Genomic DNA, 22,947 nt, shown 5'->3' with positions numbered 1-22,947 from the left:
CCTGCCAGGAAGGCAAGGGGCGCAATAGTAGAGGAGCAGGGGGGAAGCTGCAAGCTACAAGTGGTCAACCACTGCGCTGTTAACTTGCAGCTTGAAGCTTACGACTTGCGCGAAGCGCCCGCCTTTTTGGCCCCACGCTGACGCTGGGCTTCAAACAAGCACACGCCGGTCGCGACCGAAACGTTGAGACTGCTGACGCTACCGGCCATCGGCAAATGCACCAGGTAATCGCAGTGCTCGCGGGTCAGGCGGCGCATGCCTTTGCCTTCGGCGCCCATGATCAGAATGGTCGGGCCGGTGAGGTCCTGGTCATAAATGCTGACCTCGGCCTCGCCCGCCGTGCCCACGACCCACAAACCGCGTTGCTGGAGTTTCTCCAGGGTGCGCGCCAGGTTGGTCACGGCCACCAGCGGAATCACTTCCGCCGCGCCGCAGGCGACTTTACGTACTACCGGCGTCAAGGTGGCGGACTTGTCTTTAGGCACAATCACCGCCAGCGCGCCGGCAGCATCCGCTGAACGCAGACAGGCGCCGAGGTTGTGCGGATCGGTCACGCCGTCCAGCACCAGCAACAGCGGCGAGCCCTCGGTACGGTCGAGCAGCTCATCGAGCATGGCCTCGCCCCACACCTGGCTTGGGCTGACATCAGCCACCACACCCTGGTGAACGCCTTCGACCCAGGCGTCCATCTCACGGCGCTCGGCCTGGCCGATGGCGACACGGTTTTCATTGGCCAACTCGACCAGCGCCTGCACGCGCGGTTCGCTGCGACCTTCCGCCAGCCATACCTGCTTGACTCGCTTGGGATGGTGACGCAGCAGGGCTTCTACGGCGTGTACGCCGTAGATTTTTTCCAGACTCATGACTTGGCCTTAGGTTTGCGCGACCCGCCGCTTTTCGCGGGAGCCGAACCCGCTTTCGGCGGGCCTTTACGATGTTTACTCGGTTTGCTCGACGGTTTTTCCGCGCCGTGGGACTTTCCCCCAGACGCCGCTTTACCACCACTTTTGGCTTCGTTGAGCAACTGCTGCTTCAACTCGCGACTCTTGCGCAGCTCGGCGTTTTTCGCCGCCGCGTCGCTTGGGCGATAGGCATCGGGAGCTTTGTCTTTGGCGGACGAACGGCGAGCAGCTTTAGCCGGCTCAGGTTCAGCCGTCTTGGCAGCCGTACCTTTGCCCTTGCTGGTTGGCGCAGCGGTATCGCCGCCACGTTTTTTACGGCCAGTCGGTTCGACCGGTTTATCAGGCATACCGAAGTCGATCTTGCGCTCGTCGAGATCGACGCGCATGACCTGCACTTCCACCGTATCGCCCAAACGGAAGCTGCGACCGGTGCGCTCGCCCGCCAGACGGTGATGCACAGGATCGAAGTGGTAGTAGTCGCCCGGCAAGGCGGTGACGTGCACCAGACCCTCGACGTAGATATCGGTCAGCTCGACGAACAGACCAAAACCGGTTACGGCAGTGATCACGCCCGGGAAGGACTCGCCCACGCGGTCTTTCATGAACTCACACTTGAGCCAGTTCACCACATCGCGCGTGGCTTCGTCGGCGCGGCGCTCGCTCATGGAGCACTGCTCGCCCAACTGTTCCAGGGCCGCTTCGTCGTACGGATAGATCCGCGCCTTCGGAATGGTCATGGCACCGGCGCGCTTGACGTGCGGGGTGTTCATCTTGGAATGGATCACACTGCGGATCGCGCGGTGCGTGAGCAGGTCCGGATAACGACGGATCGGCGAAGTGAAGTGGGTGTACGCCTCGTAATTCAGGCCGAAGTGGCCTTGGTTGTCGGCGCTGTACACCGCCTGGCTCAGGGAGCGCAGCATCACGGTCTGGATCACATGGTAATCCGGACGATCCTTAATGCTCGCCAGCAGTGCCTGATAATCCTTCGGCGTCGGGCCTTCCTTGCCTTTATGCAGGGACAGGCCAAGCTCGCCGAGGAAAGCGCGTAGTTTCTCCAGACGCTCCGGCGGTGGGCCGTCATGCACACGGTACAGCGCAGGGATCTCATGCTTCTTGAGGAACTCAGCCGTGGCCACGTTGGCCGCCAGCATGCACTCTTCGATCAGCTTATGTGCATCATTGCGGGTCGTGGGTGTGATCGCCGCAATCTTGCGCTCGGAACCGAAAATAATCCGGGTTTCCTGGGTTTCAAAGTCGATGGCGCCACGCACATGACGTGCGCCCAGCAGCACCTTGTACAGCGCATACAGCTGCTTGAGGTGCGGCACTACACCCGCATACTCGGTACGCAGTGCCTTGGCTTCGCCGGATTTCGGCGTTTCCAGGATAGTGCTGACCTTGTTGTAGGTCAGGCGGGCCTGGGAATGGATCACGGCTTCGTAGAACTGATAGTCGGTCATTTCGCCAGTTTTCGAGATAGTCATCTCGCACACCATGGCCAAACGGTCGACTTTCGGATTCAGCGAGCACAGGCCGTTGGACAACTCCTCAGGCAGCATCGGAATCACGCGCTCAGGGAAGTAAACCGAGTTACCGCGCACCTGAGCCTCGTTATCCAGGGCCGAGCCGATCTTCACGTAGCTGGAAACGTCGGCGATCGCCACGTACAACTTCCAGCCGCCGGAGAACAGGCGCAGCTTGCCCGGCTTGGCTTCGCAGTAGACCGCGTCGTCGAAGTCGCGGGCATCTTCGCCGTCAATAGTCACGAACGGCAGATGGCGCAGGTCGATGCGCTTCTCTTTGTCCTTCTCTTCGACTTCCGGCTTGAGCTTGCGTGCTTCCTTCACTACGGCCTCGGGCCAGACGTGAGGAATATCGTAGGTACGCAGCGCGACATCGATTTCCATGCCTGGCGCCATGTAGTTGCCGACCACTTCGATCACATCGCCCTGAGGCTGGAAGCGCGGGGTTGGCCAGTGGGTGATTTTCACCTCAACGAACTGACCGACCTTGGCGTTGGCGTTGCGGCCTGGGGTGATCAGCACTTCCTGCTGCACCTTGGGGTTGTCCGGAACGACAAAACCAATACCGCCCTCTTCGAAGTACCGGCCGACAATGGTTTCGTGACCACGGGATACCACTTCGACAATCACACCTTCGCGACGACCGCGACGGTCCAGGCCGGAAACGCGTGCCAAGGCACGGTCGCCGTCGAACACCAGACGCATTTGCGCAGGGCTCATGAACAGGTCATCGCTGCCGTCGTCCGGGATCAGGAAGCCGAAGCCGTCACGGTGGCCAGCGATGCGACCGAGGATCAGGTCGAGCTTGTCCACAGGTGCGTAGGTGCCACGGCGGGTGTAGATCAGTTGAGCGTCGCGCTCCATGGCGCGCAGGCGGCGGCGCAGGGCTTCGAGCTGGTCTTCGGTGGTCAGACCGAATTCTTCAACCAACTGCTCGCGGCTAGCAGGCGAACCCCGATCGGCGAGATGCGCCAGGATCAGTTCGCGGCTAGGAATAGGGTTTTCATATTTTTCCGCTTCACGAGCGGCCTCGGGATCGAGGGACTGCCAATCGGCCATTAGAGAGTTTTCACCTTGTCTATATGCGGGTTAGTTTGGCATACGCGTATTGAAACGGGAAATTTCAGGCATCAACAAGCGTTTAAACGCCCTTTAAAGCCCTCGTCGGGCACCTTGCACGACCACTGGCGAAATTTTCCAGGCTTTTTTCATGGCGGGGGTTTACAGCTCAAAAAGCGCTCCGTATAGTGCGCGCCATCGACGACGGCAACGTTGAAGATACTGCCCAGATGGTGAAATTGGTAGACACGCCAGCTTCAGGTGCTGGTGGCCGCAAGGCCGTGGAAGTTCGAGTCTTCTTCTGGGCACCATTTCAAAACTTGAGGTTAACCTTGAGTTCCACAAGAACCCGCGAAAGCGGGTTTTTGCGTTACAGGCCTTTGATTTTTAACGAAAAACTTGATTTATATTTTTGAATCAGGGGTTTACAGATCAAAAAGCCCACCGTATAGTTCGCCCCATCAACGGCGGTAACGCTGCTGAGAATGCCCAGGTGGTGAAATTGGTAGACACGCCAGCTTCAGGTGCTGGTGACCTTACGGTCGTGGAAGTTCGAGTCTTCTCCTGGGCACCATATTCAGATCAAACCCGCGAAAGCGGGTTTTTTCGTTTCCGGGGTTTGAAAACTTTTCCCGCAATTGTCCCCTCACCCGCACTTGAGAAGTTTTATCGTTTATCCTTGCAATGATTTGTTGCACTCAAGTGAGGAAAACCCCGGATGATGATCCGCGATACCCGTCCCAAGACATCCCTTCTGCGTGGCCTGACCATCACTCTACTCGGCCTGACTCTGCTCTCCCCCACCGCCTATTCCGCCGACAAGGTCTCCCTGACCCTGTACAACGGCCAACACAAAGAAGTCGGCGACGAACTCGCCAAAGCCTTCGAAGCCAAGACCGGCATCCACGTCAATGTGCGCAAAGGCAGCAGCAACCAGTTGGCCAGCCAGGTCGTGGAAGAGGGCGAGCGCTCTCCCGCGGACGTGATCTACACCGAAGAATCCCCACCGCTGAACAAGCTCGGCGAGCAAGGCCTGCTGGCCAAGATCGACGCCAGCACTCTGGACGTCTTGCCCAAGGACTACGTGGGCAGCAATGGCGACTGGATGGGCGTAACCGCACGCACCCGCGTCGTGGCGTTCAACCCCAAGTTGATCGCCGAGAAAGACCTGCCCAAGTCGGTGCTGGATTTCGCCGGCCCCGAGTGGCAAGGCAAAGTCGGCTTCGTCCCCACCAGCGGCGCGTTCCAGGAACAAGCCGTGGCAATCATCAAGCTGCACGGCCGCGAAGCCGCCGAAGAATGGCTCACCGGCCTACGCGCGTTCGGCAAGGTGTACAGCAACAACATGGTGGCACTGAAGGCGGTGGAAAACGGCGAAGTGGCCACGGTCCTGGTAAACAACTACTACTGGTTTGCCTTGAAGAAAGAAAAAACCAACCTCGACTCCCAACTGCATTACTTCACCGATGGCGACGCCGGCGGCCTGATCACCGTGTCCTCCGCTGCGGCGCTGAAGTCGAGCAAGCATCCCAAGGAAGCGCAGCAACTGCTGGCGTTCATGGCCAGCGAAGAAGGCCAGCGTGTGATCACCAACACCTCGGCGGAATACCCATTGCGCAAAGGTATGCAGTCCAATCGCGGGCTTAAGCCGTTCAACGAACTGCAACCGCCGAAAGTCACCCCCGCCGACCTGGGCAACGCCGAAGAAGCCCTGGAGCTGGAACGTGAAGTTGGCCTGAACTGATGAACCCCTCGATCCCCGCCCTGGGCGGGGGATTCAGCCCTCGACGCAAGCGCCCTTCGATCTGGCTGCTAATGCCGGTGCTATTGCTGGTTGGCTTGAGCCTGTTGCCGCTGGCCTATGTGGGGCTGAAGGCCTGGGAGGCGGGCTGGGCGCAAGCGGTGCATCTGCTGTGGCGGCCTTACGTGTTCGGATTGCTGCGTAACACCTTGGCGCTGATGATCGGTGTAACGGTGACCTGCGGTGTGATCGGCCTATCCCTGGCGTGGCTGCTGGAACGCAGCAACCTGCGCGGGCGGCGCATCTGGGGCGTGATCCTGTGCCTGCCATTTGCCGTACCGGCGTTTGTCAGCAGTTTCACCTGGGTGTCGCTGAGCGCCGACTTCGAAGGGCTGGGCGGGGCGATTCTGGTGATGAGCCTGTCCAAATACCCATTGGTGTTTCTGCCGGTGGCGGCAACGTTGCGTAACCTCGACCCGTCACTGGAAGAATCGGCGCGCACCCTGGGGCTGAATCGCTGGGGCATATTCCTGCGCGTCACGCTGCCGTTGTTATGGCCGTCCTTGCTGGCCGGGGCGCTGCTGATCGCATTGCATATGCTGGTGGAGTTCGGTGCGCTGTCGATCATCGGTCTACAGACGTTTACCACCGCGATCTATCAGCAATTCGAACTGGAATTCAGCAACGCCAATGCCGCGATGCTCTCGGCGGTGCTGCTGGTGATGTGCCTGACCCTGCTGTGGCTGGAGCTGCGCGTGCGTGGCAAAGGTCGACATGTGCGTATCGGCCAAGGCGCCGCGCGCCATGCCGAGCCGGTCAAACTTGGCAAGTGGGCGCCGCTGGGCCAGGTGTATTGCCTGGCGCTGGCGATCATTGGCAGCGGCATTCCCCTGGGGATGCTCGGCTATTGGTTGGCGGTAGGTTCGTCGGCGGCGTTTCCGCTGGCTGAAATCAGCGAGGCGCTGTTGTCATCCCTGGCCCTGTCGCTGGGCGGTGCGGCGCTGTGCCTGGTGCTCGCGGTGCCGGTCGGACTGCTGGTGGTGCGCTATAAAGGCCAACTGGCGATCTGGGCGGAACGCTTGCCCTACCTGCTGCACGCCCTGCCTGGACTGGTGATTGCGCTGACGCTGGTGTACTTCGCCCTGCACTATGTGCCGGTGCTGTACCAGACTTCGGCGTTGCTGCTGATCGCGTATGCGCTGCTGTTCCTGCCACTGGCCCAGGCGCCGATCCGCACCGCGCTGAACAAGGCGGCACCGCAATTGGAAGAGGCCGCGCGCACGCTGGGGGCATCGTCATTCAGCGCGTTTTGCCGGGTGACCCTGCCGATCATCTTTCCGGCATTGGGCGCAGCGTTCGCACTGGTATTTCTCGATGCCATGAAGGAGCTGACCGCGACGCTGCTGCTCAGCCCGACCGGGTTGAACACGTTGGCGACAGCCGTGTGGGCGCATACCTCAAATGTGGAATTCGCGGCGGCGGCGCCTTATGCGGCGCTGTTGATCGTGGTGTCGGGGCTGCCGGTCTATTTGCTCACGACGCGGATGTATTTGAGTCGCTGAAAGCGTCATCGGGGGCAAGCCCCCTCCCACAGGTTATAGGGCAGGCAACGCTAAGCCCGGAACTGCCCCAGACTCGCCTTCAACTGTGCAGCCAACCCATCCAACACCTTGCCGCTGGCGGTGGTTTCCACCACTGCCTGAGCGGCACGCTCGGCTTGGGCATGGATCACCTCGACCCGTCCACGCACGGCTTGGGCGCCTTTAGCCTGATGTTCAGCGGCACGAGTGGCCAGGCCAATCGCGGCGTGCACCTGCTCCACCGACGCCTGCACCGTCTGCTGCAAGCGCACGCTATCGCGCAGCACCAGCAAACCCTCATTGGCTTGGCGACCGGCCTTGCCGATGGTTTCCACCGCCTCCCGGGCACCTTGCTGCAAGGCCACGATATGCGCCTGGATATCCCCAGTGGAGCTTTGAGTCTTGCTCGCCAAGGCGCGCACCTCATCCGCCACCACCGCAAAGCCGCGCCCGGTCTCGCCGGCACGCGCAGCCTCGATGGCCGCGTTAAGGGCCAGCAGGTTGGTCTGCTCGGCAATGCCATGAATCACCGTCAACACCACCTCGATCTGCTCGCTCTGTTGCGCCAGACGCTCGATAACCTGCGCGCCTGCCTCGACCTGCCCTGCCAACGCCTCTATCAAGCTGCCAACTTCTGCCGAAGTGCGTGAGTTTTGGTCCGTGGCCTGGCGGATATCCACCACCTGCTGCAACGCTGCCTGCATGGCCTGGCTTTCGGCCTGAGCCTCGTCGGCCATTTCCGAGAGGGCACGCAGGCTTTCGGCCACTTCATCACGCTGCAAACCGGCTGCCGCATCGGCACCGGCATTACGCAAGGTCATCGCACCGATCTCAACCCCGGTACGCTGGGCCACATCGCCCGCCTCACGCACGATCGGTTGCAACTTATCCACAAAGCGATTAACCGCCGAGGCCATGTCGCCGATCTCGTCTTTGCTGCTGATTTGCACGCGCTTGGTGAGGTCACCCTCGCCCGCCGCCAGATCATCCATGGCCGCAATCAGCAATTTCAGGCGATTGACCACGCGGCGCCCGAGCACCACTGCAATCAGCAGCAGAACCCCCAGCCCCACCAACGCCAGGCCCATGCCGATGCGCCAGCGCAACGTACCGGCCGCTTCCTGCACGGCATTGGTGGTATTAGCCGTCATCTGGGTGGCAGTGGCCTGCGCCGACTGCAACCTGGCGCCCATGGCGGCCGCGCTGTCAGCCGCCGCGCCCTTGAGGCTATCGCCCACCAGTTGGTCGCCGCTGGCGATCAGGGCGGCGAAACGCTTATCCAACGCCTGCAGGTCGGCTTCCACCGAAGCGGTGGACACCCCCATCAGCACCTTGCCGATCTCCACGCCATTCGGACTGATAGACGCCTCAACGTAGTAAACCGACGGGTCGGTCTTGGCCGCATTGAGCACTTTGTCCAAGGCACGATCACCCTGGCCTTTTTCCAACAGCGCTTTGTTGATTGGGTTTTCGCGGTTCAGGTAACGCGTCAAATGCTCACCGGCCGCGTCGTCGTAGACCACGAACAACACGTTGGGATTGCGCTGAGCGCGCCGGGCAAACTCGGACAAAGTCGGCACATCGCTGTCCCACATGGCCCGCGGCGCCACCGAAGCCAGCAGCTGCGCCATATCATTGGCGGAGTCTTGCAGGTCTTTTTCCAGGGTTGCGCGCAGTTGCTTCTGCTCTGCCTGCAAACGCGAAGACAAACCGCTGGTCAAGCGCTGACGCGTACTGGAGGACAGGCTGTCGAGACTGGAAGTGACTTCCTTCCCGGCTTGCGCCAGCTCGCTCGACAGCTTTTGACTGTCGATGCCTAGGCGGCTGCCCAGATCGGCTTCCAACGCCGTGACGGTGCTCCGCGTCAGCGCGACGGCCACCAGCACTTGCACCAAAAGGGCGATACCCAGGGTAACGAACACCGGGCGCAGCAATCGGCTTTGTAACAATGAAAGAACGGCAGACATCGGAAATTCCCTCCACCACGGGTGCCATTAATTTGATAGCACCGCGAAAGAAGGAAATACAGCAAGGGTCGTGCCGTTTATTGCCTGGAAACGACAAAGGGCTCCCGAAGGAGCCCTTTGCGTTTTAGATCAACAGCTTATTAAGCGAACGGGTGACGCAGAACGATGGTTTCGTTGCGGTCAGGGCCCGTCGAAATAATGTCAATCGGTGCGCCGATCAGTTCTTCAACGCGTTTGATGTAGGCACGGGCGTTGGCGGGCAGCTCTTCCAGGGACTTGGCGCCCACGGTGGACTCGGTCCAACCCGGCACTTCTTCGTACACAGGCTGCAGGCCTACGTAGCTGTCGGCGTCAGTCGGCGCAACGTCGTTACCGTTTGCATCTTTGTAGCCGGTGCAGATGTTGATGGTTTCCAGACCATCGAGTACGTCCAGCTTGGTCAGGCAGATGCCCGAGATGCTGTTCACATCGATAGCGCGACGCAGGATAACGGCGTCGAACCAGCCACAACGGCGAGCACGGCCGGTGGTTGCACCGAACTCATGGCCTTGTTTGGCCAGGTGCGCGCCTACTTCGTCGAACAGCTCAGTCGGGAATGGACCCGAACCGACGCGCGTGGTGTACGCCTTGGTGATGCCCAGGATGTAATCCAGGAACATTGGGCCCACGCCCGAACCGGTGGCAACGCCGCCAGCCGTTGTGTTGGAGCTGGTCACGTACGGGTAGGTGCCGTGGTCGATGTCCAGCAACGAGCCTTGGGCACCTTCGAACATGATGTCCTTGCCGGCGCGACGCAGGTCGTGCAACTCAGCCGTCACGTCCAGCATCAACGGCTTGAGCAGCTCAGCGTATTCCTTGCACTCGGCCAGGGTCTTGTCGAACTCGATGGCCGGCTCTTTGTAGTAACCGACCAGCATGAAGTTGTGGTAATCCACCAGTTCACGCAGCTTGTCTTCAAAGCGCGGCATGTTGAGCAGGTCGCCCACACGCAAGCCACGACGTGCAACCTTGTCTTCGTAGGCCGGGCCGATGCCACGACCGGTGGTGCCGATCTTCAGCTCGCCGCGGGCCTTTTCACGGGCCTGGTCCAGCGCGACGTGGAACGACAGGATCAGCGGGCAGGACGGGCTGATACGCAGGCGCTCGCGCACCGGTACGCCTTTCTCTTCCAGCTTGGTGATTTCCCGCAGCAGGGCGTCCGGTGCAACCACCACGCCGTTACCGATCAGGCACTGCACACCTTCGCGCAGCACGCCCGACGGGATCAGGTGCAAAACGGTTTTTTCGCCATCAATGACCAGGGTGTGGCCAGCATTGTGACCACCTTGGTAGCGCACTACGGCGGCAGCATGTTCGGTCAGCAGATCAACGATCTTGCCTTTGCCCTCATCACCCCATTGGGTGCCCAGGACTACGACATTCTTACCCATAACACTTGTCCTCATTCGCGCAAACTTGGTGCCGGCGATGGCCGGCAGGAAAACTCAAGAAGCCAGTGGCGATACTTGCCAAAGCCCGTTCTGCAGAATCAATTGCCGGTCGCAGTCCGCTTCACGGGCGGCGGCCAATGGCTGCCCAGGCAATGCCTGGACGACACGCTGACCCTCACTGCGCAACTGGCAGACCTGCTGCCAGAGTGCTGCGTCCGTACTGTCGGGCATCCAGATGCCACCAGACGGCAGCTCGACCTCAGCACGCCCCAGGGTCACCAGGGTTTTTAAATCGGTGGAGAAGCCGGTGGCCGGACGCGCGCGACCGAAGTCGGCGCCGATATCGTCATAACGACCGCCTTGGGCGATGGCCTGGCCAACGCCCGGAACAAACACCGCGAACACCACACCCGTGTGGTAGTGATAACCGCGCAGCTCGCCCAAATCGAAATACAGCGGCAACTGCGGGAAACGTGCCGACAACTGCTCGGCAATGGCCAACACATCATCCAACGCCGCCAAGACCGCCGCCGGCGCGCTCGCCAGTTGTTCACGGGCAGCCATAAGCACTTCACGGCCGCCACACAAGTTCACCAGCGCGCGTAGCATGCGGGCCAGATCGGCGGGCACACCTTCAGTCAGCGCGATGACTTCATCGATGGCCTTGCGCTGCAAGGCATCGAACAACTGTTGCTCCACTTCACCAGACAAACCGGCCGCACGGGCCAAGCCGCGGTAGATACCGACGTGGCCCAGGTCCATGTGCACATCCGGGACGTCAGCCAGTTGCAGCATGGCCAGCATCAAACTGATGACTTCCACGTCGCTGCTCGGGCTGGCGTCGCCGTACAGCTCGGCGCCCAGCTGGATCGGGCTACGGGAAGACGACAAGGCGCGGGGCTTCGCATGCAGTACGCTGCCGGCGTAGCACAGACGGTTCGGGCCTTCGCGACGCAGGGTGTGTGCGTCGATGCGCGCCACCTGCGGCGTGATGTCGGCACGGAATCCCATCTGCCGACCCGACTGCGGATCGATAACCTTGAAGGTGCGCAGATCCAGATCCTGGCCTGCGCCGGTCAGCAGGGATTCGAGGTACTCGATATGAGGGGTTACGACAAAGTCATAACCCCAGCTCTGGAACAGATCCAACACCTGGCGACGCGCTACTTCAATGCGCGCAGCTTCCGGTGGCAGTACTTCTTCGATGCCATCTGGCAGCAGCCAGCGGTCTACCGTTGCCATTACGCCATTCCCCTTTGATCCGGGCGGCCAGCCCTCGGCCGAGCCTTGAGTGAAGCAGAAAATGCCCGCCGCCTGCATAAACCACGCGCAAGAGCGACGTGACGAACGGCCTGCCAGCGGCCTCGTCGGGCACTTTCCTCGAAAAACCTGTCACGCCTGCCGAATCAAACATGCAGACGCAAAAAAGCCGGGAATTTCCCGGCTGCCGCATCATACACCCGTTTTCTGAAAGGATCACCCCGCCAGGCGTTTTACCCGCCCGACGGAGTGTGCCCTACGCAGTCACAAGCGCTTACTTGGCTTTTTCCAGGTAGCGAAAGAAATCGCTGCTTGGGTCCAGCACCATGACGTCGGTTTTGTTCGCGAAGCTTTCACGGTAGGCACGCAGGCTGCGATAGAACGCGTAGAACTCCTGGTCCTGACCGTAGGCCTTGGCGTAGATCGCCGCAGCTTGAGCGTCGCCATCACCACGGGCCTCTTCAGACTCGCGATAGGCTTCGGCCAGCAGTACACGACGCTGACGATCGGCATCCGCGCGGATACCCTCGGCCAACTCGTTACCCTTGGCGCGATGCTCACGCGCTTCACGCTCACGCTCGGTGCTCATACGCTCGAACACGCTGCGGTTTACTTCCTTCGGCAGGTCGATGGCCTTGACCCGAACATCGATCACTTCGATGCCCAGTTCTTTTTCCGCCATCTTGTTCAGCGAGGCCGTGATATCCGCCATCAGCGCATCACGTTCACCGGACACCACCTCGTGCAAGGTGCGCTTACCAAACTGGTCACGCAGGCCCGATTCCAGACGACGCGACAAACGTTCGTCGGCAATCTGCTTGAGACCGGAAGTTGCGGTGTAGAAGCGCTCGGCGTCCTTGACGCGCCACTTGGCGTAGGCGTCAACCATCACGGCTTTCTTTTCCAGGGTCAGGAAGCGCTGTGTCGGTGCATCCAGAGTCATCAGGCGTGCATCGAACTTGCGCACCTGGTTGACGTAGGGGACTTTCACATGCAGACCCGGCTGGACATCCGCCTGGACCACGCGACCGAATTGCAGCAGCACCGCACGCTCGGTCTGAGCCACGATGTAGAAGCAGTTCCAGGCAGCGATGACCACGACGACGCCCACAATCAGGGCGGTCAGCGATTTATTGCTCATCAACGACTCTCCCTGGTACGTGTTTGCTGTTGCAGCAAGTCAGCAGCCGCACGAGCGCTCGCTTCATTGGCAGCGGCAGTGGAACCGGTAGACGGCGCGCTGGTGCTGTTACGACCACCTTCGATCATCTTGTCCAGCGGCAGGTACAGCAGATTGTTCTGCCCACCCTTGCTGCCGGTCACGAGAACCTTGCTGGTATTGCTGAAAACTTCCTGCATGGTGTCCAGGTACAGACGCTCGCGGGTAACCTCGGGCGCCTTGCGGTACTCGGCCACCAGCTTGGTAAAGCGATCAGCCTCACCCTTGGCGCGAGACACTACTTCGTCGCGATAACCGTTGGCATCTTCGATGATGCGTTGAGCTTGACCACGGGCTTCCGGCACGACGCCGTTGGCGTAGGTTTCAGCCTGGTTGCGCGAACGCTGTTCGTCCTCACGGGCACGGATCACGTCGTCGAAGGCTTCCTGTACTTCACGCGGTGCCGCTGCGCTCTGTACGTTCACCTGGGTGACGGTGATACCGGTGCGGTAGGTATCGAGGAACCGTTGCAGGCGCTCTTTGATCTCGCTGGCCATCAGCTCACGACCTTCGGTGAGCACCTGATCCATGGCGGTGGAGCCCACCACATGGCGCAGTGCACTTTCGGTTGCGTGTTGCAGGCTGATTTCCGGCTGATCAACGTTCAGCACGAAGTCCTGCAGGTTGCTGATCTTGTACTGCACGGTCAGCGGAACTTCGACGATATTCTCGTCTTCGGTCAGCATCTGGCCCTGCTTGGTGTAGGCACGCTCACGCGTGACGTTCTCCATGTACTTCTTGTCGATCGGCGGGAAATAGATATTCAGGCCCGGACCAACAGTCTCGTAGTACTTGCCGAAGCGCAGCACCACGGCCTGCTCCTGCTCGTCCACCACGTAGACCGCGCTGTACAGCCAGACAGCCGCCAGCACCACAAGGCCCAAGCCGAGCAGGCCATAGCCACCGCCCTTGCCCGCGCGACCGCCGTCGTCACCACCACGTTTTTTTCCACCACCGAACAACCCATTCAGGCTTTCCTGCAGCTTTCGGAAGGCCTCGTCGAGATCTGGTGGCCCCTTGCGGTCGCCATTATTGCGGCGCTTACCACCCCAAGGATCCTGATTATTCGAGTTGCCACCCGGCTCATTCCAAGCCATAGCGCTCTCCATCTGATAAAGCAAAGACGCACCCACGGCGCGCCGACCAATGCTACAGAATGCCTGCTACTGCGGCACAACCGCTTTCGGAGGCTTTTATTGCAAAGTGTGTTGTTCGATGAACTCTGTCGGCACCACACCTTCACGGCTGACCAGCCGATTCAGCTCCGAGCGCGGCAATCGAACAGCCAGCAAGCTCACACCTTCTTCGTCGTGTTCTTCTTTCTGTACCGCGCCCAGCTCGAAAAACTGTGCACGCAGTCGAGCAAAACGCTGGGGCAAGCGCAAGGTGCCGACAAACAAATCACTGCCGAGCAACTCGGCAATCGCTTGTTCAAGCAGCTCCAGGCCACTGCCATCGCGCGCCGACAGCCAGACCCGCTGGGGCTTGCCGTTCTCATCGCGCTGGATTTGCGGCTCCACGCCTTCAAGCAAATCGAGTTTGTTATACACCTCGAGGATCGGCAAGTCCTGGGCACCAATCTCGCCCAGCACCAGCATCACCTGCTCGATCTGCAACATGCGATCCGGCTCGGCAGCATCGATTACATGCAGCAGCAAGTCGGAGTTGCTCGACTCTTCGAGCGTAGACCTAAATGCCTCGACCAGCTTGTGCGGCAAGTGACGAATAAAACCCACGGTATCGGCCAACACGATCGGCCCCAGGTCGGCCAGATCCAGACGGCGTAAAGTAGGATCGAGGGTGGCGAACAGCTGGTCGGCCGCATACACGTCTGACTTGGTCACGTTGTTGAATAGCGTGGACTTGCCGGCGTTGGTGTAGCCCACCAGAGACACGGTGGGAATATCCGCACGCGAACGCCCACGGCGCGACTGCTCGCGCTGGCTGCGGACTTTCTCCAGCCGCCCCTTGATCTGACGCAGGCGAACCCGCAGCAGGCGGCGGTCGGTTTCGAGTTGGGTTTCACCCGGCCCACGCATGCCGATACCGCCACCCTGTCGCTCAAGGTGAGTCCAGCCGCGCACCAGACGCGTACTCATGTGGTCAAGCTGGGCCAATTCGACCTGAAGCTTACCTTCATGGGTACGGGCGCGTTGGGCGAAGATATCGAGAATCAGACCGGTGCGATCAATCACGCGACACTCGAAAACACGTTCGAGGTTGCGTTCCTGACTGGGCGTGAGGGTGTGATTGAAGATCACCAGATCGGCTTCTTCGGCGTGGACCAGGTCGCGCAATTCCTCGACCTTGCCGCTGCCGATCAGGTATTTGGCGGTTGGCCGATGACGCGGCACGTTAAAAAACGCAACGGTCTCGGCGCCGGCCGAATTTGCCAGCTCCTGAAACTCCTGCGGATCTTCGCGCGCCTCAGGGTCCTGTCCATCCAAGTGAACGAGGATTACTCGCTCACCACCACCGTGGCGCTCAAAGAACAAAGGAGACTCCTATCAGGCGTTACCTGGCTCAGCGTCAGCTTGTTCGTCACCCGCTGCGCTAGGCAGGCGGATCGGGCGAACAGGGACGACTGTCGAGATAGCGTGTTTGTAAACCATCTGGCTGACGGTGTTTTTCAACAGGATCACGAACTGGTCGAACGACTCAATCGTACCTTGCAACTTGATACCGTTGACCAGATAGATGGAAACCCCCACTTTCTCTTTACGTAAGGTATTCAAGTAAGGGTCTTGTAGCGAATGCCCTTTTGACATGTGCCGCACTCCTTTAAGGATCAATAATAAAAATCAGAAAATAGAAAGCTTTAACCGTCACACCCCCAAGGATAGACGGCAATTGCAAGGACTCAGCTCAATATGGAGACCGTTCCCAAGTATTTCAAGGCGCGTGACAGATTGTCGCTGTCCAGACTGTCCAGCCAGTGCAAATCGCTCCAACTGCGCAACCAGGTGAACTGGCGTTTCGCCAATTGGCGCGTGGCGATGATGCCGCGCTCCTGCATTTCGGCTGACGTCAGCTTGCCATCCAGATGATCCCAGACTTGGCGATAGCCTACAGCACGTATCGAAGGCAACCCTGGATGCAGGTCACCTCTGGAACGCAGTGCTACGACCTCCTCCACAAACCCCTGTTCCAACATAATTGTGAATCTTTGTGCAATTCGTTCATGCAGCACCTGGCGATTTGCCGGAGCGATAGCCAGATTGGCCACAGTATAGGGCAATTGTGACTGCCCAGATGCGCCTGCATCAGCACTTTGCGCAGATTGTCGCTGCCGATGCTCGGTCATGGTCAGCCCGCTGACACGCCAGACTTCCAGGGCGCGCGTGAGGCGCTGAGGGTCATTAGGATGAATGCGCGCCGCCGACACCGGATCTACCGCTGCCAACTGATCATGCAGGGCTTGCCAGCCAAGGCGTGCAGCTTCGTCTTCAAGCTCGGCGCGCACCTGGGCGTCCGCTGGCGGCATATCCGCCAGACCTTCCTGCAAAGCCTTGTAATAGAGCATCGTGCCGCCCACCAGCAGGGGAATATTGCCCCGTGCGGTGATCTCAGCCATGGCGGCCAGGGCATCGGTGCGAAAATCCGCCGCCGAATAACTCTCGGCGGGGTCAATGATGTCGATCAGCCGGTGCGGATGCTGCGCGAGCAACGCCTTGGAGGGCTTGGCCGTGCCGATGTCCATGTCCCGGTAAACCAGGGCAGAGTCGACGCTGATCAACTCGCATGGCAGCACCTTGGTCAGCTCGATAGCGAGATCGGTCTTACCGGCGGCCGTGGGGCCCATCAGGAAGATTGCGGGGGGCAAGGCACTCATCAACGACCGCGCAGGAACAGTTTGTCCAGATCGTCCAGGCCCATCTGGGTCCAGGTCGGTCGGCCATGGTTGCACTGCCCGCTGCGCTCGGTGTTTTCCATGTCGCGCAGTAGCCCGTTCATTTCCGGCAACGCCAGGCGGCGGTTGGCGCGGACGGCACCATGGCAGGCCATGGTACCCAGCAATTCGTTGATGTGGGCCTGGATACGGTCGCTGGTGCCGTACTCCATCAGGTCCGCCAACACATCGGCGACCAGCCGGTTGGCCTCGGCCTGCTTGAGCAGCGCCGGGATCTGCCGGATCGCCAGCGTTTCCGGCCCCAGACGCTGCAGCTCAAAGCCCAGCTTCTGGAAAACCTCGTGATGCTCTTCAGCGCAATCGGCCTCACGCTGGCTGACCGCCAGGGATTCGGGCACCAGCAACGGCTGGCCGCTGAGACCTTCGCTGGCCATGGCGACCTTCAGCCGCTCATACATGATCCGCTCATGGGCCGCGTGCATATCGACCAGCACCAGGCCATGGGCGTTTTCCGCCAGAATGTAGATACCTTTGAGCTGCGCCAACGCATAACCCAGCGGCGGAATATCACCGCCGCCTTCGGGCAAGGCAGCCGCACTCGGCTGCGCGTCCGGCAGCGGCGCAAAGAATTCGCGATAGGCGGCCTGAGCCTCGGCCACCGGCACTGCTGACTGCGGACGCGGTGTGTATTGATATTGATAACCCGCCCCCGAGCCTGCGTTCGGTGCTGTGTAAGCCGGCTGCGGTTGCGTCGATTGCAGCAGGTTGCCTGCCAGGCTCATTTCCCCCTGGGGGCCGAATTCACCGGCCTCGGGCCCACTTGGCCGCACCACCGCCGTTACGATTGGCGCCGCCAGTTGGTCATCCGGGCGCACATCGCCCAGTGCGCGGTGCAACGTGCCATAGAGGAAGTCGTGCACCATGCGCCCATCGCGGAAACGCACTTCGTGTTTGGTCGGGTGCACGTTGACGTCCACCACCGACGGGTCGACCTCGAAAAACAGCACAAATGTCGGATGCCGCCCATTGAACAGCACGTCGCGATAGGCCTGGCGCACCGCGTGGGCCACCAATTTGTCGCGCACCGCGCGGCCATTCACAAAGAAATACTGCAAATCCGCCTGGCTGCGGGAGAAAGTCGGCAAGCCCACCCAGCCCCAAAGACGCAAGCCGTTGCGCTCGATTTCAATCGGCAGCGCCTGCTCCAGGAAGCCCGCGCCGCACACCGCCGCGACTCGACGCGCACGGGCGGCGTCATCATTGGCTTCGTGCAGGCTGAGAATGGTCTTGCCGTTGTGGCGCAGGTGAAACGCCACATCGAAACGCGCCAGGGCCAGGCGTTTGATGACTTCCTGCAGGTGATCGAATTCGGTTTTTTCGGCTTTGAGGAATTTGCGCCGCGCCGGGGTGTTGAAGAACAAATCGCGCACTTCCACCGAGGTGCCCACCGGATGCGCCGCCGGCTGAACTCGGGGCGCCATGTCGCGCCCTTCGGTTTCCACTTGCCAGGCCTGTTCGGCGCTGCGGGTGCGCGAGGTCAACGTCAGGCGCGCTACGGAGCTGATGGACGCCAGGGCCTCACCGCGAAAGCCCAGGCTCATCACCCGTTCAAGGTCTTCCAGGTCGCGAATTTTGCTGGTGGCGTGACGGGCCAGGGCCAGCGGCAGGTCGTCGGAGGAAATACCGCTGCCGTCGTCACGTACGCGCAGGAGTTTCACACCGCCCTGCTCGACATCCACATCGATGCGCTTGGCACCGGAGTCGATGCTGTTTTCCAGCAACTCCTTGATCACCGACGCCGGCCGTTCCACCACTTCGCCCGCTGCGATCTGGTTGGCCAGGCGCGGGCTGAGCAATTCAATGCGCGACCCGCTGGTGAGGATTGATTCGCTCATTACTGTGCCGCCAATTCTGTGCCAGGGATGGTCAACACCTGGCCGACTTTCAACTCATCGGTTTTCAGGTTGTTCGCATTGCGCAAGGTCGCGGGCGATACCTGGAAACGCACCGCCAGCATGGCCAGGGTATCGCCAGGCTGTACGCGATGGTCACGCGGGCCTTGGGCGATCTTGCCGGAGTCCCGCAGCCAGGCGATGTAAGTGCCAGGAGGCGGGTTCTGCTGGAAGAACTGGCGCACGCCAGCGCTGATGGAACGCGCCAACGCCTGCTGGTGACTGGCGCTGGCCAGTTTGGACGCTTCGTTGGCGTTGGAGATAAAGCCAGTCTCCACCAGGATCGACGGGATATCCGGCGACTTCAACACCATGAACCCCGCCTGTTCCACGCGCTGTTTGTGCAACGACGTGACGCGCCCGATGTTGCTCAAGACTTTCTGGCCGACGTTCAGGCTGGAGGTCAGCGAAGCTGTCATCGACAGGTCCAATAGTACGCCAGCGAGCATTTTGTCCTTGTCGTCCAGGGACACGTTGCCAGCTCCGCCGATCAGGTCGGACCGGTTTTCACTGTCGGCCAGCCAGCGCGCGGTCTCGGACGTGGCACCACGGTCCGACAACGCGAACACCGAAGCACCGAAGGCGGCCGTCGACGGCGCGGCGTCGGCGTGGATCGACACGAACAGGTCGGCGCCTTTCTTACGCGCAATTTCGGTACGGCCGCGCAACGGGATGAAGTAGTCACCGGTGCGGGTCAGTTCCGCACGGTAGCCTTTCATGCCGTTGACCTGGCGCTGCAACTCGCGGGCGATGGCCAGTACCACGTCTTTTTCATGCTGACCACGCGAGCCGGATGCGCCCGGGTCTTCACCACCGTGGCCAGCGTCGATGACCACGATGATGTCGCGCTTGCCGGCCGGGGCTGGCGGCGGCGGTGGCAGCTTGACCTGAGGCTGCGAAGGGTTGACCGGCACCGCCGGTACAGTTGCCACGCTCGGGGTTGGCGCGGGCGGCGGCGCAGCGTCGGCAGCGTTGTCAAACAGGTCGACCACCAGTCGGTTGCCGTACTGAGCATTCGGCGCCAGGGAGAAACTCTTGGGCGTCACGACTTTTTTCAGGTCGATAACCACGCGCAGATCGGTCGGCGTACGCTGTGCCGAGCGCATGGCGGTAATCGGGGTATTGGCGGTGGAGACTTTCAGCGGCGCGGCCAGGGTCGCACCATTGATGTCGATCACCAGGCGATCAGGCGCCGTCAGGGTAAAGACGCTGTGCTGGACCGGCCCAGACAGGTCGAACACCAGTCGCGTGTTATCCGGCGCTCGCCACAGGCGCACACTCTTTACCTGTGAAGCAGCCAGAGCATTGACAGTCATTGCCGCAAGCAACACCCCTACGACAGCAACCAACGCGCGAAAGCGCATACCTAACCCCACCAATTATTTGAATTCCAAAGCCAAAGCGGCACACCACGACTTGGCGCGCGCGCTCTGGGGCAACAACTTCAGCTGACGTCCATGCTCATGCGGCGTAATGGTAATGGTCAGGTCCGGCTTTGGCAAAAAGCCTGCACCTTTGTCTGGCCATTCGATCAGGCATAAAGCATCTTCATCGAAGTAATCACGGATACCCATGAACTCCAATTCTTCAGGGTCCACCAGGCGATAAAGATCGAAGTGAAAGGCATGCACCGCGCCAATCTCGTAGGGCTCCACCAGTGTGAACGTCGGGCTTTTTACCGCCCCCTGATGACCCAACCCGCGAATTATCCCACGGGACAGCGTGGTCTTGCCGGCCCCCAGGTCACCCTCCAGGAAAATCAGACCGTTGCCGGCCGTCAGTTGCGCAAGGCGATGGCCCAACGCAACCATGGCGTCTTCATCGGCCAGAAAAAGAATTACTTCAGGCACGGTGACTGTTCCTCCAGCAATTGACGAATGGTGGGGATCAGGTCACTGGCGGCGAGCCCGCGACCCAAGGTGCCCTGTCGTTCCCCAGCCGTGGCGTGCAGCCAAACGGCCAGGCAACTGGCCTCGTACGCGGGCATGCCCTGAGCCAGCAAGGCCCCGACCAGGCCTGCCAATACATCGCCCAGCCCTGCGGTGGCCATGGCCGGATGGCCTTGATCGCAGCGGGAAACGCGCCCATCCGGGCAGGCAATCAGACTGCCTGCGCCCTTAAGAATGGCGACGGCATTGAATTTCAGGCTCAACGCGCGCGCCACCTTAAGACGGTCGGCCTGAACGTCGGCTGTCGAGATCCCCAACAGTCGCGCCGCTTCGCCCGGGTGCGGGGTGATAACGCAGTTGGCCGGCAGGCTTACACCGCCGTCGGCCAGTTGATTCAACGCGTCGGCGTCCCACACCTGCGGCTGGCGGGCATTGGCCGCGACAGACAACAGACTTTTGCCCCAACTGGCAGCGCCCAGGCCAGGCCCAATGACGATCACCGAAATCTTTTCCAACAAGCCCATCAATTGGTTGGCGGAATTGACGCCAAGGGTCATGACTTCCGGCAAACGGGCCAGCGCCGCGGGCACGTGCTCAAGGCGCGTGGCCAGAGATACCATGCCCGCACCACTGCGCAAGGCACTTTCAGCGCTCAGCAGCGCGGCGCCGCCAAAACCAAGGTCGCCGCCGATCACCAGCAGGTGGCCGAACTGGCCTTTATGGGCGTCCGGGGAACGCGCAGCCAGTGTCGGCAAATGGCCGGGCACCAGTGGCTGAACGTCGGTTATTTCGTGTTTTGTCTGCGGCATGCGTCTTCAAGCTCCGATGTCTGGCAGAATTATACGCATCTAACCTGTGGTTTCCCGTGTCTCATGCCCGCTATTACCTCCGATCTGCCCGCCCTCGCCCAATCGATCAAAGACTGGGGCCGCGAGCTGGGTTTCCAGCAAGTCGGCATCAGCGGCCTGGACCTCGCCGAGCATGAGCAGCACCTGCAACGCTGGCTCGACGCGGGCTACCACGGCGAGATGGATTACATGGGCGCCCATGGCAGCAAACGCTCCCACCCCGAAGAACTGGTACCCGGCACCCTGCGCGTGGTGTCGCTGCGCATGGACTACCTGCCGGGCGATACCCAGATGGCGCATCTACTGGCCCAGCCGGAAAAAGCCTACATCTCGCGCTATGCCCTGGGTCGCGATTACCACAAGCTGATCCGCAAACGCGTGCAGCAACTGGCCGATCGCATCCAGTCCCAGATCGGCCCCTTTGGCTTTCGCGCATTCGTCGACAGCGCGCCAGTGCTCGAAAAAGCCATCGCCGAGCAAGCCGGCCTGGGCTGGATCGGCAAGAACACCCTGGTACTCAACCGCAAGGCCGGCAGTTATTTCTTCCTCAGCGAATTGTTCGTCGACTTGCCCTTGCCAGTCGACCCGCCCCATAGCACCGAGCACTGCGGACGCTGCACCGCCTGCCTGGATATCTGCCCCACCAATGCCTTCGTCGGCCCGTATGTACTGGACGCCCGGCGCTGTATCTCGTACCTCACCATCGAGCTGAAAACGGCTATCCCGGAAGACCTGCGCCCACTGATCGGTAATCGCGTCTTCGGCTGCGATGACTGTCAGATCGTTTGTCCGTGGAATCGTTTCGCTCGCCCCACTGACGAAGGCGATTTCCAGCCACGGCATAACCTGGATAACGCAGAGCTGGCCGAACTGTTTATGTGGGACGAGGATAGATTCCTCAGCAGCACCGAAGGCTCACCCCTGCGCCGCGCCGGTTATGAGCGCTGGCTGCGCAACCTGGCGGTAGGACTGGGCAATGCGCCATCAAGCATTCCGGTACTGGAGGCCCTGAAAGCGCGGCGCGAGTACCCGTCGGAGCTGGTGCGCGAGCATGTGGAATGGGCGCTCAAGCAGCATGCCGAGCGTCAGTGCACATCATCGTTGTAGACGAACTTGGGCATTTCCCAGTGAAAGCGGATCGCCAGCAGACGCAATAGAAAGCCACTGAACAACGTCAGCAGGATGGCTTGCTCACCGGGCAGCTCCAGCTGCAGGCACAACAGATAGAACCAAGCGGCGAGGAACGACACGCTGGCGTACAACTCGCGGCGGAAGACCAGCGGGATGTCGTTGCAGAAGATATCCCGCAGAATGCCACCGAACACCCCGGTGATCACACCGCTGACCGACGCCACCAGCATGCCGTGCCCCATTTCCAGGGCGGTCATGCAGCCAATCAAGGTGAACGCCACCAGGCCCACGGCGTCCAGGGCCAGGAATACCGAGCGCAGGCGTCGCATCAGCGGCGCGATAAAGATCGTCACCAGCGCGGCCACCGAGGTCAGCACCAGGTACTCAGGGTGCTTGACCCACGTCAGCGGGTAGTGCCCAAGCAACACATCCCGCACCGAACCGCCCCCCAGCGCCGTCACGCAGGCAATCAACACCACGCCAAACCAGTCCATGCCGCGTCGACCGGCGGACAAGGCGCCGGTCATGGCTTCGGCGGTGATGGCAATGAGGTAGAGCATCAGCAGCATGGTGGCGATCCTTGTAGTGAGCGG

Annotated in this window: 18 protein-coding genes, 2 tRNA genes and 1 pseudogene; 5 read left to right on the top strand and 16 right to left on the bottom strand. The window is 60.9% G+C overall.

What is annotated here, in order from left to right; all coding sequences use genetic code 11:
- Positions 1–98 precede the first annotated feature (98 nt).
- A complete protein-coding gene (rlmB, locus tag YA0848_RS09545) occupies positions 99–863 on the bottom strand; it encodes a 23S rRNA (guanosine(2251)-2'-O)-methyltransferase RlmB (protein ID WP_034095614.1) in 765 nt (254 codons plus the stop codon).
- Positions 860–3,487: a ribonuclease R gene (gene rnr / locus YA0848_RS09540; protein WP_034095613.1), complete on the bottom strand. Its 2,628-nt coding sequence runs from the start codon at positions 3,485–3,487 to the stop codon at positions 860–862. The genes rlmB and rnr overlap by 4 nt, the downstream gene beginning before the upstream one ends.
- Before the next feature lie 224 nt (positions 3,488–3,711).
- Here rnr and YA0848_RS09535 point away from each other — a divergent pair.
- The 4 genes from YA0848_RS09535 (at position 3,712) to YA0848_RS09520 (ending at position 6,790) form a co-directional block, all read left to right on the top strand.
- A tRNA-Leu gene (locus YA0848_RS09535) sits at positions 3,712–3,798 on the top strand.
- Between the two features lie 176 nt (positions 3,799–3,974).
- A tRNA-Leu gene (locus YA0848_RS09530) sits at positions 3,975–4,061 on the top strand.
- 144 nt (positions 4,062–4,205) lie between these two features.
- Positions 4,206–5,231, top strand: a complete 1,026-nt coding sequence (locus YA0848_RS09525) for an extracellular solute-binding protein (protein WP_034111524.1) — start codon at positions 4,206–4,208, stop codon at positions 5,229–5,231.
- On the top strand, positions 5,231–6,790 hold the full coding sequence (locus YA0848_RS09520; protein ID WP_034111523.1) for an ABC transporter permease: 1,560 nt from the start codon (positions 5,231–5,233) through the stop codon (positions 6,788–6,790). Before YA0848_RS09525 ends, YA0848_RS09520 begins: the two co-directional genes overlap by 1 nt.
- Before the next feature lie 50 nt (positions 6,791–6,840).
- On the opposite strand, the gene YA0848_RS36645 is transcribed toward YA0848_RS09520, so the two are convergent.
- From YA0848_RS36645 to YA0848_RS09460, 13 genes and pseudogenes are all read right to left on the bottom strand, one after another.
- Positions 6,841–7,545, bottom strand: coding sequence for a methyl-accepting chemotaxis protein (locus YA0848_RS36645; protein WP_371918512.1), 705 nt, complete (start codon positions 7,543–7,545; stop codon positions 6,841–6,843).
- A gap of 201 nt (positions 7,546–7,746) precedes the next feature.
- Positions 7,747–7,800: pseudogene (locus YA0848_RS36640) on the bottom strand (hypothetical protein); the annotation flags it as partial.
- Between the two features lie 1,115 nt (positions 7,801–8,915).
- A complete protein-coding gene (locus tag YA0848_RS09510; protein WP_034095609.1) occupies positions 8,916–10,205 on the bottom strand; it encodes an adenylosuccinate synthase in 1,290 nt (429 codons plus the stop codon).
- 54 nt (positions 10,206–10,259) lie between these two features.
- Entirely contained in the window at positions 10,260–11,447 is a 1,188-nt protein-coding gene (locus YA0848_RS09505; protein ID WP_034095608.1) for an ATP phosphoribosyltransferase regulatory subunit, read from the bottom strand.
- A 292-nt stretch (positions 11,448–11,739) separates the two neighbouring features.
- Entirely contained in the window at positions 11,740–12,606 is an 867-nt protein-coding gene (gene hflC / locus YA0848_RS09500) for a protease modulator HflC (RefSeq protein WP_034095607.1), read from the bottom strand.
- Positions 12,606–13,781, bottom strand: a complete 1,176-nt coding sequence (hflK, locus tag YA0848_RS09495) for an FtsH protease activity modulator HflK (protein WP_169902912.1) — start codon at positions 13,779–13,781, stop codon at positions 12,606–12,608. Before hflK ends, hflC begins: the two co-directional genes overlap by 1 nt.
- Before the next feature lie 96 nt (positions 13,782–13,877).
- Entirely contained in the window at positions 13,878–15,179 is a 1,302-nt protein-coding gene (hflX, locus tag YA0848_RS09490; protein WP_034095605.1) for a ribosome rescue GTPase HflX, read from the bottom strand.
- 12 nt (positions 15,180–15,191) lie between these two features.
- On the bottom strand, positions 15,192–15,452 hold the full coding sequence (gene hfq / locus YA0848_RS09485) for an RNA chaperone Hfq (RefSeq protein WP_034095604.1): 261 nt from the start codon (positions 15,450–15,452) through the stop codon (positions 15,192–15,194).
- Between the two features lie 92 nt (positions 15,453–15,544).
- The gene (gene miaA, locus YA0848_RS09480; protein WP_034095603.1) at positions 15,545–16,516 is read right to left on the bottom strand and encodes a tRNA (adenosine(37)-N6)-dimethylallyltransferase MiaA; all 972 of its coding nucleotides are present in this window, start codon (positions 16,514–16,516) and stop codon (positions 15,545–15,547) included.
- Entirely contained in the window at positions 16,516–18,429 is a 1,914-nt protein-coding gene (gene mutL / locus YA0848_RS09475; RefSeq protein WP_169902914.1) for a DNA mismatch repair endonuclease MutL, read from the bottom strand. Before mutL ends, miaA begins: the two co-directional genes overlap by 1 nt.
- Positions 18,429–19,850 (bottom strand): N-acetylmuramoyl-L-alanine amidase, encoded by a 1,422-nt coding sequence (locus YA0848_RS09470; protein ID WP_034095601.1) that lies wholly within the window; start codon positions 19,848–19,850, stop codon positions 18,429–18,431. Before YA0848_RS09470 ends, mutL begins: the two co-directional genes overlap by 1 nt.
- Positions 19,851–19,865: 15 nt before the next feature.
- Complete coding sequence (gene tsaE, locus YA0848_RS09465) at positions 19,866–20,336, bottom strand: tRNA (adenosine(37)-N6)-threonylcarbamoyltransferase complex ATPase subunit type 1 TsaE (RefSeq protein WP_034095600.1); 471 nt, start codon at positions 20,334–20,336, stop codon at positions 19,866–19,868.
- Complete coding sequence (locus YA0848_RS09460; protein ID WP_169902916.1) at positions 20,324–21,184, bottom strand: NAD(P)H-hydrate dehydratase; 861 nt, start codon at positions 21,182–21,184, stop codon at positions 20,324–20,326. The genes tsaE and YA0848_RS09460 overlap by 13 nt, the downstream gene beginning before the upstream one ends.
- A 63-nt stretch (positions 21,185–21,247) precedes the next feature.
- On the opposite strand from YA0848_RS09460, the gene queG reads away from it, so the two are divergent.
- Positions 21,248–22,330, top strand: coding sequence for a tRNA epoxyqueuosine(34) reductase QueG (gene queG, locus YA0848_RS09455; protein ID WP_034111518.1), 1,083 nt, complete (start codon positions 21,248–21,250; stop codon positions 22,328–22,330).
- Here queG and YA0848_RS09450 read toward each other — a convergent pair.
- A complete protein-coding gene (locus YA0848_RS09450; RefSeq protein ID WP_034111516.1) occupies positions 22,309–22,923 on the bottom strand; it encodes a trimeric intracellular cation channel family protein in 615 nt (204 codons plus the stop codon). The two genes, queG and YA0848_RS09450, sit on opposite strands and share 22 nt — an antisense overlap.
- Positions 22,924–22,947 lie beyond the last annotated feature (24 nt).

The organism is Pseudomonas sp. S4_EA_1b (assembly GCF_016307435.1).
Taxonomy (GTDB): domain Bacteria; phylum Pseudomonadota; class Gammaproteobacteria; order Pseudomonadales; family Pseudomonadaceae; genus Aquipseudomonas; species Aquipseudomonas rhodesiae.
This window is presented reverse-complemented; position numbering and strand designations above follow the sequence as displayed.

Coding starts and splice junctions, on each gene's coding strand:
- mutL (WP_169902914.1), bottom strand. CDS start 18,429: ATGAGCGAATCAATCCTCACCAGCGGGTCGCGCATTGAATTGCTCAGC.
- rlmB (WP_034095614.1), bottom strand. CDS start 863: ATGAGTCTGGAAAAAATCTACGGCGTACACGCCGTAGAAGCCCTGCTG.
- rnr (WP_034095613.1), bottom strand. CDS start 3,487: ATGGCCGATTGGCAGTCCCTCGATCCCGAGGCCGCTCGTGAAGCGGAA.
- YA0848_RS09450 (WP_034111516.1), bottom strand. CDS start 22,923: ATGCTGCTGATGCTCTACCTCATTGCCATCACCGCCGAAGCCATGACC.
- YA0848_RS09470 (WP_034095601.1), bottom strand. CDS start 19,850: ATGCGCTTTCGCGCGTTGGTTGCTGTCGTAGGGGTGTTGCTTGCGGCA.
- YA0848_RS09505 (WP_034095608.1), bottom strand. CDS start 11,447: ATGGCAACGGTAGACCGCTGGCTGCTGCCAGATGGCATCGAAGAAGTA.
- hflK (WP_169902912.1), bottom strand. CDS start 13,781: ATGGCTTGGAATGAGCCGGGTGGCAACTCGAATAATCAGGATCCTTGG.
- YA0848_RS36645 (WP_371918512.1), bottom strand. CDS start 7,545: ATGGCCGACGAGGCTCAGGCCGAAAGCCAGGCCATGCAGGCAGCGTTG.
- YA0848_RS09525 (WP_034111524.1), top strand. CDS start 4,206: ATGATGATCCGCGATACCCGTCCCAAGACATCCCTTCTGCGTGGCCTG.
- YA0848_RS09520 (WP_034111523.1), top strand. CDS start 5,231: ATGAACCCCTCGATCCCCGCCCTGGGCGGGGGATTCAGCCCTCGACGC.
- hflC (WP_034095607.1), bottom strand. CDS start 12,606: ATGAGCAATAAATCGCTGACCGCCCTGATTGTGGGCGTCGTCGTGGTC.
- YA0848_RS09510 (WP_034095609.1), bottom strand. CDS start 10,205: ATGGGTAAGAATGTCGTAGTCCTGGGCACCCAATGGGGTGATGAGGGC.
- hfq (WP_034095604.1), bottom strand. CDS start 15,452: ATGTCAAAAGGGCATTCGCTACAAGACCCTTACTTGAATACCTTACGT.
- YA0848_RS09460 (WP_169902916.1), bottom strand. CDS start 21,184: ATGCCGCAGACAAAACACGAAATAACCGACGTTCAGCCACTGGTGCCC.
- queG (WP_034111518.1), top strand. CDS start 21,248: ATGCCCGCTATTACCTCCGATCTGCCCGCCCTCGCCCAATCGATCAAA.
- miaA (WP_034095603.1), bottom strand. CDS start 16,516: ATGAGTGCCTTGCCCCCCGCAATCTTCCTGATGGGCCCCACGGCCGCC.